Origin of the sequence: Streptomyces afghaniensis (genome assembly GCF_044327915.1) — a bacterium.
Classification (GTDB): domain Bacteria; phylum Actinomycetota; class Actinomycetes; order Streptomycetales; family Streptomycetaceae; genus Streptomyces; species Streptomyces afghaniensis.
Genome location: NZ_JBIRGJ010000004.1, coordinates 46150 through 59848, shown reverse-complemented (window position 1 = coordinate 59848; position 13699 = coordinate 46150). Strand labels below are relative to the sequence as shown.

9 protein-coding genes and 1 pseudogene are annotated in these 13699 nt (G+C 70.1%); 4 read left to right on the top strand and 6 right to left on the bottom strand.

The window, feature by feature from the left end; all coding sequences use genetic code 11:
* Positions 1–143: 143 nt before the first annotated feature.
* A complete protein-coding gene (locus ACH4G3_RS14810) occupies positions 144–1520 on the top strand; it encodes a DMT family transporter (protein ID WP_397624814.1) in 1377 nt (458 codons plus the stop codon).
* Here the strand turns inward: ACH4G3_RS14810 and ACH4G3_RS14805 are convergent.
* Positions 1510–2763: a transglycosylase family protein gene (locus ACH4G3_RS14805; protein ID WP_397624813.1), complete on the bottom strand. Its 1254-nt coding sequence runs from the start codon at positions 2761–2763 to the stop codon at positions 1510–1512. The two genes, ACH4G3_RS14810 and ACH4G3_RS14805, sit on opposite strands and share 11 nt — an antisense overlap.
* Before the next feature lie 348 nt (positions 2764–3111).
* Here ACH4G3_RS14805 and gndA point away from each other — a divergent pair, with 348 nt between their 5' ends.
* Positions 3112–4551 (top strand): NADP-dependent phosphogluconate dehydrogenase, encoded by a 1440-nt coding sequence (gene gndA, locus ACH4G3_RS14800; protein WP_397624812.1) that lies wholly within the window; start codon positions 3112–3114, stop codon positions 4549–4551.
* 526 nt (positions 4552–5077) lie between these two features.
* Here gndA and ACH4G3_RS14795 read toward each other — a convergent pair.
* The 5 genes and pseudogenes from ACH4G3_RS14795 to ACH4G3_RS14775 form a co-directional block, all read right to left on the bottom strand.
* Positions 5078–5422: a GNAT family N-acetyltransferase gene (locus ACH4G3_RS14795; protein WP_397624811.1), complete on the bottom strand. Its 345-nt coding sequence runs from the start codon at positions 5420–5422 to the stop codon at positions 5078–5080.
* Positions 5423–5449: 27 nt separating this feature from the next.
* The gene (gene panD, locus ACH4G3_RS14790) at positions 5450–5869 is read right to left on the bottom strand and encodes an aspartate 1-decarboxylase (RefSeq protein ID WP_397624810.1); all 420 of its coding nucleotides are present in this window, start codon (positions 5867–5869) and stop codon (positions 5450–5452) included.
* A gap of 617 nt (positions 5870–6486) precedes the next feature.
* A pseudogene (locus ACH4G3_RS14785) lies at positions 6487–7185 on the bottom strand (MFS transporter); the annotation flags it as partial.
* 238 nt (positions 7186–7423) lie between these two features.
* Positions 7424–9934, bottom strand: coding sequence for an ABC transporter permease (locus ACH4G3_RS14780; protein ID WP_397624809.1), 2511 nt, complete (start codon positions 9932–9934; stop codon positions 7424–7426).
* Positions 9935–10028: 94 nt separating this feature from the next.
* Positions 10029–10808 carry an ABC transporter ATP-binding protein gene (locus tag ACH4G3_RS14775; protein WP_397624808.1) on the bottom strand — a complete coding sequence of 260 codons (780 nt, stop codon included), beginning with the start codon at positions 10806–10808 and terminating at the stop codon, positions 10029–10031.
* A 516-nt stretch (positions 10809–11324) separates the two neighbouring features.
* On the opposite strand from ACH4G3_RS14775, the gene ACH4G3_RS14770 reads away from it, so the two are divergent.
* Together ACH4G3_RS14770 and ACH4G3_RS14765 are read left to right on the top strand one after the other, a co-directional pair.
* Positions 11325–12323 (top strand): YdcF family protein, encoded by a 999-nt coding sequence (locus ACH4G3_RS14770; RefSeq protein WP_397624807.1) that lies wholly within the window; start codon positions 11325–11327, stop codon positions 12321–12323.
* A gap of 58 nt (positions 12324–12381) precedes the next feature.
* Positions 12382–13518, top strand: coding sequence for a VanZ family protein (locus tag ACH4G3_RS14765; protein ID WP_397624806.1), 1137 nt, complete (start codon positions 12382–12384; stop codon positions 13516–13518).
* The last annotated feature ends 181 nt before the right edge of the window (positions 13519–13699 follow it).

The window sequence follows — 13699 nt, the reverse complement described above, 5'->3', positions numbered from 1 at the left end:
CCCCGTACTCCATCGGCAGTAGGACCCAATGAGTGCTCAGGGACGACGACGGGAAGACCTGGACACGGCAGGGTGTTGGTCATGAAAGCCGACCTTTCGCCGCGCCGGGCCGAGCGCCCCCGCCTGACGCAGAGGAGCAGCCGATGAGCGCCCTCGCGTTGTCCATCCTGCTGTCTCTGGTGTCCGCGTTCGCCTACGCGGGCGGGGCGATCGTGCAGGAGCGGGTGGCGGAGTCCTCGCCGGGCGAGCAGTACGCGCCGCTGCGGCGGCCGGGCTGGTGGGCGGCGGTCGCGCTGAACGGCCTCGGCGGTCTGCTGCACGTGGTGGCGCTGGCGTACGGTCCGCTCAGTCTGGTGCAGCCGCTCGGCGCGCTGACCATCGTGGTGGCCCTGCCCATGGCGGCGCTGTTCGTCGGCCGCAAGGCGGGTGCCACGGCCTGGCGGGGCGCCATCATGGCGACGGTGGGGCTCGCCGGTCTGCTGTCCCTGGTCGCCGCGTCCGACGCTCAGTCGCTCGACGCGGCGGAGCGGGTGGCCGTGGCCCTGGTCACCGCGGGTGTGGTCGTGGCGCTGATGATCGCCGGCCGGGCCGCGCACCGGCACCCGGCGGTCCGCAGCATGCTGCTGGCGACGGCCTCGGGTATCGCGTTCGGCATGTCCTCTGTCTTCACCAAGACCGTCGCGGTCGACTGGACCGGCGGTGTGTCGGCGGCCGACGTGCCGTCCCTCGCCGTGATCGGCGTCCTCGCCACGGCCGGCATGCTGCTGTCGCAGGCCTCCTACCGGGGCGCCGGCCTCGCGGCGCCGCTGGCCACCCTGACGGTGGTGAACCCGGTGGTGGCGGCCGCGGTCGGCATCACGATGTTCGGCGAAACCTTCCGCTACGGCACGACGGGCACGGCGCTCGCGCTGAGCTGCGGCGTGGTGGCGGCGGGCGGCCTGATCCTGCTGACGACGGAGCGGCTCACCCACGCCCAGCCGGAGCGTGCGGGAGCGGCCGGGCCGGAGGTCGACGGGACAGGGCTGGTTCGCGCGGACACGGCGCTCGGGGCGACGGGGATGCTGCCCGGGCCCTCCCGGGAACCGGCCGGGAGCGTGCGGGGCCCGCTGGAGACAGTGGGTGCCCAGTCCGGGCGTGTGGGCGCCTTGGCCGGGGCTGTGGGCGGCCCGCCCGGAAGCGGAGGCGAGTTGCCCGGAACGGTGGACGCGTCGCTGCCCGAGACCGCGGACGCGCTGCTGCCCGAGACCGTGGGTGCGCCACCCGTCGCCGTCGGGTCGCTGTCCAGGGCGATGGGTGCCGGGGCCGGTGATCGTGGCGGGGCCGGACGGGGCGCGTCAGGGGACGTGCCGGTGACCGTGCCTGCGGTTGCCGGTGCCGGTGCCGTCGCCGGTGAAGCCGGGGCCGGAGCGGACGTCGCGTACGAGAGCGGGGAGCGCCCGCTCTCCTACGCGGCCTTCTACGGCATCCCGTATGTGGCGATGCCCACCGTGGACCGGCACCGCAGGCGCATCAGATCCTGACGCCGCCGGCCCTCAGGTAAGCGATGGGGTCGACGTCCGAGCCGAAACCGGGCCCCGTCCGCACCTCGAAGTGCAGATGCGGGCCCGAGCTGTTCCCCGTGGAGCCGGAGCGGCCGATGCGCTGGCCCGCACTCACCGTCTGCCCGTCCCGCACGGAGATCGCCGACAGGTGGGCGTACTGGCTGTAGCGACCGTCGCCGTGCCGGATCACGACCTGGTAGCCGAACGAACCGCCCCACCCCGCGCTGACGACGCTGCCCGAGGCGACCGACTTGACGGATGTGCCCGTGGGCACGGGGAAGTCGACGCCGGTGTGGTAGCCCTTCGACCAGGACGAGCCGGCCTGGCGGTAGGGCGTCCCCAGGGAAGCGCTGACTGGGGGGACCAGGCCCTGCCGGGTCGTCGTGGACCGTGCGGCGCGTTCCTTGCTCTCGTCCTTGGACCGGTCCTTGGCACGTTCCTCGACGCGATCCGAGGCCGGCTTCTTCGCCGCCGGCTTCTGCGTCGGCTTCTTCGTCGACGGCTTGGCCGAGGGGACCCGCTCGGGCGCCGGACGCGTCTTCGTGGCGCCCTCGCCGCGCAGCGCGAGCCGCTGGCCGGGCACGATCAGGTCGGGGTCGCCCCCTATGGCCGAGCGGTTGGCGGCGTACAGACCTCGCCAGCCGCCCCGCACCTCCCGCTCCTCAGCGATGCCCGAGAGGGTGTCACCCCGCACCACCGTATACATCTCGGCGTTGCCGGCCCGGGACTGCGGCGTGGACTGCGGCCGCACGTCCTCGATGGAGGTCTTGGGCCGCTGCTTCCGGTCTGCCTTCTCGCCCTTCCTCGTGCTCTCGGCGGCCGGCCGGATGTCGGGCTCGGCTCCGCCCCGGGTCAGTCCGGCCCGGACCGAGCACGTCGGCCAGGCGCCCGGCCCCTGCCCGTCGAGCACCTTCTCGGCCACGGCGATCTGCTCGTTCTTGGTGGCCAGGTCCGCGCGCGCCGCGTAGGCCCGGCCGCCGTACGCCTCCCAGGTGGACTGGGTGAACTGGAGCCCGCCGTAGAAGCCGTTGCCGGTGTTGATGTTCCAGTCGTTGCTCGACTCGCAGGCGGCGACCTTGTTCCAGGTGTCCACGTCCGCCGCCTGGGCGGTTCCGGCGCCCATGAACGGGAGCGCCATGCCCGCGCCGCCCGCCGTGACGGTGAGTGAGGCGCGGTTGATCCTGTTCGGCTGATACCGGCGATGCCGGCCGCGTACGGCCATCGAGAGCCCCCCTAGACATGCGTCAGGAGGGGCAAAAGTAAGCGCTGCGAACCGGCCAGGACAAGGCGGCTATCGGCCGCCCGGTTGCCCAAATGGCCGGGATGAGGCCCCTGTTGCGCGACGTGCGCCACTGCGGTGCACCGCGTACGGCACCCGGTGCGCGTGTGCGGCGCGCGCGGGGACGTGTACGTCGGCTGAGTGCGACGGGGGCTCTTGTGCGTATCTGCCTGCGCGACGTCGTACGACCCGCGCGTGCGGACGAAGTAGCGGCACGTCAGGATGGTCGACGGGGCATGCTGGTGGACAACACCGCAGCACCGAATACCGAGGTCTTTAGGAGCCAACCGAATGAGCAGTACAGCGCAGATCGGCGTCACGGGTCTCGCGGTCATGGGCCGCAACCTCGCCCGCAACTTCGCCCGCAACGGCTACGCGGTGGCGGTGCACAACCGGACCCCCGCGCGCACGCGCGCCCTGGTCGACGAGTTCGGCGGTGAGGGGGAGTTCATCGCGTGCGAGTCCGCGAAGGACTTCGTCGCCGCGCTGGAGCGGCCGCGACGGCTGGTCGTGATGGTGAAGGCCGGTGAGCCGACGGACGCCGTGATCCAGGAGTTCGCGCCGCTGCTGGAGCCCGGCGACATGATCATCGACGGTGGCAACGCCCACTTCGCGGACACCCGGCGCCGGGAGCGCGACCTGCGCGAGCAGGGCATCCACTTCGTCGGCATGGGCGTGTCCGGCGGCGAGGAGGGCGCGCTCAACGGGCCGAGCATCATGCCGGGCGGCCCGAAGGAGTCGTACGACTCGCTGGGCCCGATGCTGGAGAAGATCTCGGCGAAGGCGGCCGACGGTTCGCCGTGCGTCTCGCACGTCGGTCCGGACGGTGCCGGGCACTTCGTGAAGATGGTGCACAACGGCATCGAGTACGCGGACATGCAGCTCATCGGCGAGGCGTACCAGCTGCTGCGTGACGTCGCCGGGTACTCCCCCGCCCAGATCGCGGAGATCTTCCGCACCTGGAACCAGGGCCGGCTGGACTCCTACCTGATCGAGATCACGGCCGAGGTGCTCTCGCACGTGGACGCGGAGTCGGGCAAGCCGTTCGTGGACGTGGTGGTGGACCAGGCCGAGCAGAAGGGCACCGGCCGCTGGACCGTGCAGATCGCGCTCGACCTGGGTGTGCCCGTCTCCGGCATCGCCGAGGCGGTCTTCGCGCGTTCGCTGTCGGGCCACGCGGAGCTGCGGGAGGCCTCGCGCGGGCTGGCCGGTCCGAAGGCGCAGCCGCTGGGCGAGGCGGAGGCCGCGGCCTTCGCCGACCGGGTGGAGCAGGCGCTGTACGCGTCGAAGATCGTGTCGTACACGCAGGGCTTCCACGAGATCGACGCGGCCCGCGACGAGTACGGCTGGGACATCGACCTCGGCGCGGTCTCCGCGCTGTGGCGGGGCGGCTGCATCATCCGCGCGGCCTTCCTGGACCGGATCCGCTCCGCCTACGACACCCGGCCGGATCTGCCGAGCCTGCTGGCGGACGCGACGTTCGCGCAGGAGATCGCGGACGCTCAGGACGACTGGCGCGAGGTGCTGGTCGCGGCCACCCGCCAGGGCGTGCCGACGCCCGGGTTCGCCGCGGCGCTCGCCTACTACGACGCCCTGCGCGCGGAGCGGCTGCCGGCGGCGCTGACGCAGGGGCAGCGGGACTACTTCGGTGCGCACACCTACCGGCGGGTGGACCGGGACGGGTCGTTCCACACGCTGTGGGGTGGGGACCGGTCGGAGGTCTCCGCGTAGGCGCTCCGCGTCGACAACCGGTACGGGGCCGGTGGACGGCTGCATCGGCCGTCCACCGGCCCCGTTCTCTTGCCGATTCCCCTACCGCCGTTCAGGACAGCGGCGGGCCCGGCTCTGGGTTCGGTACGGGTTCCGGTCCCGGCGGGATCGGGGACGGGTCGGGTCCCGGCACCGGGTCGGGGCCCGGGGGCGCCGGCGGGGTCGGACCCGGGGGTGTCGGACCCGGGGGCGGGGTCGGGGCCGGGGGCGGCGGGGTGGGCTCCGGGCCCGGCGGCGGCTGCGGGTTCGGCACCGGGTCGGGGTGCGGCGCCGGGGGCTGGGGCTCGGGGCCCGGCGTCGGCCCCGGTGGCACGGGGTCGGGATACGGATTCGTCATGAGGTCCTCCAGCCAGTCGCTCGACTCCGGCTCTGGACTACTCCCCCGCCTACCCGTCGGCTCCTTCCCCAGTCACCCCCGCGCAGGACGCGGAGGGGCCAGGTGGAGGTAACGGGGGCGGGTCGGACACCACGTGTGCCGGTTCGGGAGTCAGAAGCGCCCGGGGTGTTCCGTCAGCCAGTCCTTCGCGGCGGTCAGCAGGGCCTGGTCTGCCGGTGGGGCCTCGTCGGGGTGGCGTTCGGCCCACTTGACGACGTAGGGGCAGAGCGGGGCGACGGCGCTGTGCTCGCGGGCGGCGATGCCGTAGAGCTCTCGTGCCAGCGCGCCCGCGATGCCCTGACCCTCGTGGGCCGGTTCGACGATCGTGTGCACCGGCACGAGCGCGCGTCCGGGGCTGTCGAGGACGAAGTACTCGATGCGGCCGACGACTTCACCGCCGGACAGCGCCTCCAGCCGGCCCGCCGCCCGGTCGTCGCGGATCTCCAGGTCCCTCATGGACACGCTCCTGTCCCTGTACGTCGGTCAGGCCCGGACGGCCTGCGGGCTGCGCTGCTGGTCCGAGCCCGGTACCGGCTCGGACGGGTCGGCGCCGAGGTCCACGATCCTGTTGTCGCGGTCCACGTGCACGACCCGCGGGACGAGTGCCCGGGCCTCGGCGTCCGTCACCTGGGCGTAGCTGATGATGATCACCAGATCGCCGGGGTGGACGAGATGGGCGGCGGCCCCGTTGATCCCGACGACGCCGGACCCGCGCTCGCCCTCGATGACGTACGTCTCCAGCCGGGCGCCGTTGGTGATGTCCACGATGTGCACGAGCTCGCCGGGCAGCAGGTCGGCGGCGTCGAGCAGGTCGGCGTCGATGGTCACCGATCCCACGTAGTGCAGGTCGGCCTGGGTGACGGTGGCGCGGTGGATCTTGGACTTGAACATCGTACGCAACATCGGGACACTCCCACAAGTAGGCTCCCTGCCTGCATTTTTGCAGGTCAAGGGCTGTTTTCACACCTTACAGCGAGTCGCATGTTCGGGCAGCTTTCCCTAGGTTTTCCAGGACTCATGCTGACCGAATGCTGACTTTTCTGATGGTGCATCAGACGCCGGGAAGGGCGCACCCGAGGCGCCTCACGCCTCCGCGCTGCCCGTCACGGACGACCGCGATCAGAGTACGCAACGGGTCCCGATGACTCTCGTGACGATCGCCACAGCAGGGCTTGACTACCTGACCCCGGGTCGATCAAGAACCGTCGCCGAAGGCGGCGGCGCGCAACATAACCGCTCATCGCCGGTTAGCCAAACCGGCGATTTCTCCGATCATTGTTTCGCCCTCGCGGTGACGCTTGGCGGTGGTACGCGACGGGTGCCGCCCAACCTGTCGAGCCGACGCCCCAACCGAGCTTCCGATCGATATCAAGGAGCAAGCCGACCTTGAACCCAATGAACAATGCCGACGAAGTCTCCCGTCGATCCACTCCGACGGCCGACAGCCGCCGAGTGGACCCGGACTGGCCGGCTGCGGCGTCTGCATGTCCGGCAGCGGTGGGCGTCCCCCGCGGCAGAGCGTTCGCCGCCCCCTCGGCCAACGCCATGGCCAGCACGATTCCACCGATGAGGACGAGCTTCCCGTCCCTCCACAACGCCGGGCGGAGCCCGGGGCCCTGCGTCTTCGCCGACCCATCGACGGTGGCACGGCCGGTACCCGCCGGAACGGCGCGCGGCGCGAAGAGGAAGATCGCGACCGCCAGAGCCGTGACTGCAGCGAGGTGCCAGTGGACCGGTACGTCGGCCGCCGTCGCGCCCATGCCCGCGCCGGCTCCGAGGACGGTGCCCAGGCTGAAGCACCCGTGCAGGGCGGGCATGGTCGTCACGCCGGATATCCGCTCGACGTCCGTGGCGTCGATGTTCGCGGCCACATCGCTCGCGCCCATACCGGCACCGAAGGCGCACAGTCCGGCCGTCACCATCGGTACGGACACCATGAGGCTGCCGGCGCAGATCGCGGCCATCCCTAGGATGAGCAGTGCCGTGGCCCAGAGGATCACCGGTCGCGTCCCGGATTGGGAAACCAGCCGGCCGGAGGCGAGGATTCCGAGCATCGAGCCCAGCGACAGCCCGAAGAGGACCAGTCCCATCTGCGCCGTGGAGACATCCAGCGCATCCCGGATCGCGGGGGTGCGTGTCACCCACGAGGACATCGCGATGCCGGCGAGCAGGAAGAGCAGAACCAACGCCTGACGACGCCTGCGCACGGCCTGGTCCATGAAAATGCTTCTCCGATGGCGGGAGGCCGCAGTCCGACAGGCCGGGCATCGGCTCCCACCCGGCCCGGACCAACGTACACGCCGGGTCACCGCTGCGAGTAAGCGCTTGCGAACAGAGCCCGACGCACTGGACGTCGGCTCCACACCGGCCGCCCCGGTCCACCGCAGCTGAGTCCCCGCTCACGACCGACGGCCGCAGGCACGGTGTGCCTGCGGCCGTAACGGTGACCCGCTCCGCCTACTCGGTCTTGATGGCGGTGAGCATGTTCAGCCGGGCCGCGCTGCGGGCGGGCCACAGGGCGGCCAGCAGGCCGACCAGCGCCGCCAGCAGCAGGAAGAGCGCGAACCGGCCCCACGGCAGCACCAGCGCGTATCCGGCGATGTCCGCCTTCGTGGTCTCACCGACGGCCCAGCCCAGGAAGGCACCGACGCCGATCCCGATCACCGCGCCGAAGAGGGAGATGACCACGGACTCCAGCTGGATCATCCGCGTCACACCCCGTCGGTCGAGCCCGACGGCGCGCAGCATGCCGACCTCCCGCTGCCGTTCGAAGACCGACATCGCGAGGGTGTTCACCACCCCCAGCACCGCGATGACGAGGGAGATCGCGAGCAGGCCGTACAGGACGTTCAGCAAGGTGTCGATGTATCTGCTGAACTCGTCGCGGATGTCCTGCCGGTCACCGATCTCGACCCCCGGGTCCCCGGCGAGGGCAGCGGCGAGTGTCTTCTCGTTCGCGCTGCCATCCGTCTTGACGTAGATCTTCGAGATGAACGTCTTGTCCGCGTGCGGTTCGATCACGTCCGTGGAGACGACGACCGGCAGAACGACATCGTTGTGCGCGAAGACGGCCCCGACGGTCAGCCGGCCGCTCTTGGAGTCTTCGTACTCCACGGGCAGGGTGTCCCCCACCTTCCAGCCCTGGGACCGCGCGACGTCATCGGCGACGGCGATCTGTCCCTTCGCGAGCGCGTCCTGCGAGCCGGAGAGCACCGGGAGGTGGAGGGCCTTTGGGAAGTCTGCCGGGGTGACGCCGGTGACATCCTGCTGGCTGCCGTCGATCCGCATCCACCCCGGCTGCTCCTGCGACACCGCCGTGACGCCCTGGACCTTGCGCAGGGCGGCGACCGCCGAGGTGTCCAGGCCCGCGCCGCTGTCCGTGACGATGTAGTCGGCCCGGACGATGTCCGTGGTCATCCTGTCCACAGCCTGGCTGAGGGTGGCAGCGATTACGGTCAGGGCGCTGACCAGCGTGAGCCCGATGGCCAGCGCGGAGGCGGTGGCGCCGGTACGGCGCGGGCTGCGTACGGCGTTCTGGCCCGCGAGCTTGCCGGAGACCCCGAAGCCGCGCCGCAGCAGCGGCTGTACGACCGCGATCACAGGCCGGGACAGCAACGGGATCAGCACGATGACACCGGTCACCGCGAGGACGGCACCGAGCCCTACGAGCCCTTTGCCCAGGGACCCGCCGGCCCCGGCCCCGGCGACAACGACCGCCGCGCCGAACACTGTCATGATGCCGCCCAGCAGGTTCCGTATGACCAAGGACCTGGTGGTGGCCGGCAGGTGTGCGCTGCCGATCGCCGCGACCGGCGGGATCTTCGCGGCGCGGCGAGCCGGCAGCCAGGCCGCCAGCATGGTGACCAGGACCCCGACGACAGCCGCGACCAGGACGGTCGTCGACGTGACGACCAGCGGCCCGTCCGGGTTCTTCGCGCCGAACACACCGACCGTGGAACGCGCTACGGCGGCCATGGCGGCGCCGAGCCCCAGTCCGGCGGCCGCGCCGGCCGCGCCGACCACCATCGCCTCGATCAGCACGGACCGGGTGACCTGCCTGCGGGAGGCACCGACCGCGCGCAGCAGGGCGAGTTCCCTGGTGCGCTGGGCGGCCAGCATGGTGAAGGTGTTGGCGATCAGGAAGACGCTGACGAAGAGCGCGACGCCGGCGAAGGCGAGCAGGATCGAACTGAGCGTCGAAGCGTCTCCCGCGCCCCCCTTGGCCCTCTCGGCGGCGAGTTGCCGGCCCGTCTTGACGTCCGCGTCGCCCGGAAGCATCTTGCTGATGGTGGCGGCGAGTTCGGTGCTCGACGTGCCCGGGGCGGCGGTGACGGTGACGTAGTGATAGAAGCCCGGCTGGAGGAAGAGTCGCTGAGCGACCGGAGTGTCGAACAGCACCAGGCTGTCGCCCAGGGCCACTGAGGTGGCGTCGGTGGTGAAGATGCCGGAGAGTGTGTACGTCTTCGCCGGCCCCTTGAGGGCGATGCGCACGGTGTCGCCGACCTCGTAGCCGTTCTTCTCGGCGGTTTCCTTGTCGAGCGCTACCTGCCCGGGCTCGGTGGGTCCGCTGCCGTCGGTGAACACGTAGAGCGGATCCTTGCCGTCCTTCCCCGGCGCGAAGTTGGCGGCCGAGGTGGACGAGCCACTGTCGATGAGCCTGCCGTCCTTGTCGGTGACGTCGGCGGTCCCGTCGACCCGCCCGGCGGCTTCGGCGACCTGGTCGAGTCGGGCGATCTCGTCGAACGTCTTCCCACTGATGCCGGGGATCTTGTCGGAGGGGTCGTAGGAACGGGCTTCGACGTCCACGTGGGCGTAGCTCTTGGCCGTCTGGTCGCGGTAGCCGTTGCTGAGGGTGTCGTTGAAGATCAGAGTGCCGGAGACGAACGCGACGCCGAGCATGACGGCGAGCACGGTCATCAGCAGTCTGGCCTTGTGCGCGAGGACGTTGCGCAGGGCTGTGCGGAACATGGTGGAGGGGTCCTGGTGAGGTGAGAGGAGGGGAGGACGGGGTCGATCAGGGAGCGCGCGTCGCTCCGTACGGCTCGGTTCGGTCCGCTTCGGATCAGGTCGTACGGAACGGAGTGTCGAAGGCCTTCATCCGGTCGAGGACCCCGTCCGCGGTGGGCTCGTACATCTCGTCGACGATCCGTCCGTCGGCGAGGAAGACGACCCGGTCCGCGTAGGAGGCGGCGACCGGATCATGGGTGACCATGACGACGGTCTGGCCCAACGTCCGTACGGAGTCACGCAGGAACCCGAGAACCTCCGCACCCGCACGCGAGTCCAGGTTCCCCGTCGGCTCGTCGCCGAAGACGATGTCGGGCTTTGACGCGAGCGCCCGGGCGACGGCGACACGCTGCTGCTGACCGCCGGAGAGCTGGGCGGGACGGTGGCCGAGCCGGCCCGACAGGCCCACCATCCGGATGACGCTCTCCAGCCACTCCTTGTCCGGGGTCCGGCCCGCGATGTCCATCGGGAGCGTGATGTTCTCGAGCGCGGTCAAGGTCGGCAGCAGGTTGAACGCCTGGAAGATGAAGCCGACCTTGTCCCGGCGCAGCCAGGTGAGCTGCCGGTCCGTCAGGGCCCCCAGCTCGACGTCACCGACGCGGACGGAGCCGGAGGAGAAGCTGTCCAGCCCGGCGACACAGTGCATCAGCGTGGACTTGCCGGATCCGGAGGGCCCCATGATCGCGGTGAACTGGGACTGTCCGAAGCCGACACTGACCCGGTCAAGGGCGACCACCTGGGTGTCGCCCTGTCCGTAGACCTTGGACAGCTCGGTGGCGCGGGCGGCCACGGTGGGGACGGTGGTGCGAGGGCCGGTGGGCGAGGCGGTGGTCACGGGTACTACTCCGATCGGCGGCCGAGGCAGCGCGGGGCGCAGGCCGCACAGACGGCCACAGTCAGCACATGGACGCGGGGGTCCAGGCCCCACCCCGCTGGGTACTCCTCCATCGTCCGGTTCATACGGGACCCGTGTATCAGCCGAAGTGCCGACCACCTGGGGCTGAGGCGAGAGGCAGTCTCGTAAGCCTCAGGTATGCCGTCGGGTCAGCTCCGAGGATGACGCCCGGTGGAGACCCCGTGGGAAACGGGCCTGTCGTGGGGGCCACCATCCCTGCCACCGGCGAGACGCGGCCTCACACCGACAAAACCCACCCCATCGCCGTCTCGGCCGAACGGCCGATGCACCGCCGAGCCGGGCGATGCGAGGCTCGTCCACCGGCAGCCCCTGCGGCGACGTCTCACGGCGGCCTGCCCTCATTCCCTGTCCTCCCCCAGGTTCTGCTTCTCCCTTTCCTCGGTTCGGCCGGAGGCTCCTCACGGCCCGCCCAATTGACCCCCAAGTGGCCAGCATATGATCATCTTTGCTCCTGCAGTCGCCTTCTTCCTGGTGTTCGCCGGCAGCTTCCTGTACGACCGACGACTCGTACGCAACGGCGTCTACCTGTTCTTCGGGCTCCTCTCCCTGGCCTTGGCGCTGCTGTACCGACTGGCGTCGGTGTCCGAGACAGCGGCCCTGATTCTGCTGTTGACGCTCTGGATCCTCCTCATCATGCTGCCCTTCGTGCTCGCGCTCTTCCTGATCGCGAACGGAGTGATGATGGTGCGCCGTGAGGGCAGGAGCCTGGCGAATCTGCTGTCGCTGGCAGCAGGTGCGGGCATCCTCCTGTTCGTCACGCTGAAGGCGCTGGCCGACCGCACCAGATGGGATCGGCTGGACACCCCGTTGGATGCGGTGGGGTTCGTCCTCGGTTATGTGTCGCTGCTGTTCGTGTGCTTTCTGCTCTACTCGTTCGTCTACGGCAGGATCCGCCACCGGCGCGCCGTCGATTTCGTCGTGGTGCTCGGTTCCGGGCTCATCGGAGGTTCGCGGGTCCCGCCGCTGCTGGCCGGCCGACTGGACCGGGGACGCGCCGCCTTCGACGCCGAACGGGCCAAGGGCCGGGAGACGATGCTGCTGACGTCCGGCGGACAGGGACCGGACGAGGACCTTCCCGAAGCGCGGGCGATGGCCGACTACCTCATCGCGAGCGGTGTGCCGGCCGACCGGATCCTCATCGAGGACAAGTCCCGCACCACCCAGGAGAACCTGCGGTTCAGCAAGACGCTGATGCAGGACCGCAAAACGGACTACCGGGCCCTGGTGGTGACCAACAACTTCCACGTCATGCGCGCCGCGCAGATCGCGCGCAAGGAGAAGGTCGCGGCACAGGTCATCGGCTCGCCGACGGCCCGTTACTTCTGGCCGAGCGCCACGATCCGCGAGTTCGTGGCCGTCTTCCTGTCACACCGGGTCCTGAATATCGGCATCTGCGCGCTGTTGGCCGTCACCGGCATGCTGCACCTTTACTGATCCCCTTTTTCGTAGCCGACGCCGACCAAGGCACGGCGCTGAGAGGAATCCGCTCCTCATGAGTCAGAGAATGGAGCCGGCCGTCTGGGCCGCCCTGTTGATGTCCGTGGCCGCGTTCGTGCTGTTCGTGCCCTATATCGCCGTGCGGTACCGGCGACGCGGCGAACTGGGCCTGGGCAACATGGCATTGGCGTTCGCAGGGCCTCTCTACGGCCTGGCGCTGTTCTTCTACGTATTCGCCCCGTTCCCGCCCGTGCGACACGATTTCTGCGACGCCATTGGTGTGCGCCGACCGCAACTGATCCCCTTCCATTTCCTGCACGACATAGGGAAGGCCGCCACCGGCAACGGCCCTATGGCGATGCTGCACAACCCGGCCCTGACCCAGGTACTACTGAATGTCATTCTCTTCATACCTTTGGGTATGTTTGCCCGGTACATGTTCGGGCGTAGCGTGCCCGTCACCGCGATCATCGGCCTGGGTGTGTCACTGCTGATCGAGACGACACAACTGACCGGCGACTGGTTCATCTACCCGTGCCCGTACCGGCTGTTCGACGTGGACGATCTGATCGCGAACGGCCTGGGAGGATTGATCGGCGCGCTGGCCGCCCCGCTGCTCAGTGCCGTGCCCGGGCAGCGGGTCCACGCCGAACCCGGAGAGCCGCGCCCGATCACCTGGCGCAGGCGGCTGCTGGCGTCCGTGTGCGACCTGATGAGCTTCGGGTTCCTCTACGTGCCGACGGTCGCCGCCTGCGCGGCGCTGATGTGGGTGTGGCAAGGGGGTATATCCAGCACTGGTGCCCTTCCTTACTCGCACTTCTTCTTCAACGCGACCGTCGAGCGTGTCGGGTTCTGGGGGCCGTGGCTGGTGCTGATGGTCGGAATTCCCCTGGCGGGCAGCGGGGCCAGTCTCGGTCAGCGCATCGTCAGGTTGCAGGCAGTCACCGCTGACGGCAGCCGGCCGGACGTGAAGGCACGACTGGTACGCGGCCTGACGGGTGTCGGCGGCTTCCTGCTCCTGAACCACTTCGGCTCAGTGTCCGGCCCTGCCGCCGTCCTGGCCGTCATCTCGCTCATCGCACTGTTCAAGACGTCGCAGCACCGCGGCTTCTCTTACCTCTGCGCAAGACTGACGCTGACGGATTCCCGCATGCCGAGCGGGCAAGCGGCATCGACCGAGCTCGTGCCGTGACTCGACCCCTGCGATGAGGCACACCTCCGGCGCCAGGCCCTGGTACCTCGGACGTCGTCATCCGCTGAGCATGCCCCTACCTGCCGTCCCAGCCGAACGCCGCACGGTTGCGTGATCGGGTCCCTGTCCTCGGGAGCGGCCGTCCATGGATGACTCTGTGGCGATGCGAGCAGTCACCGAC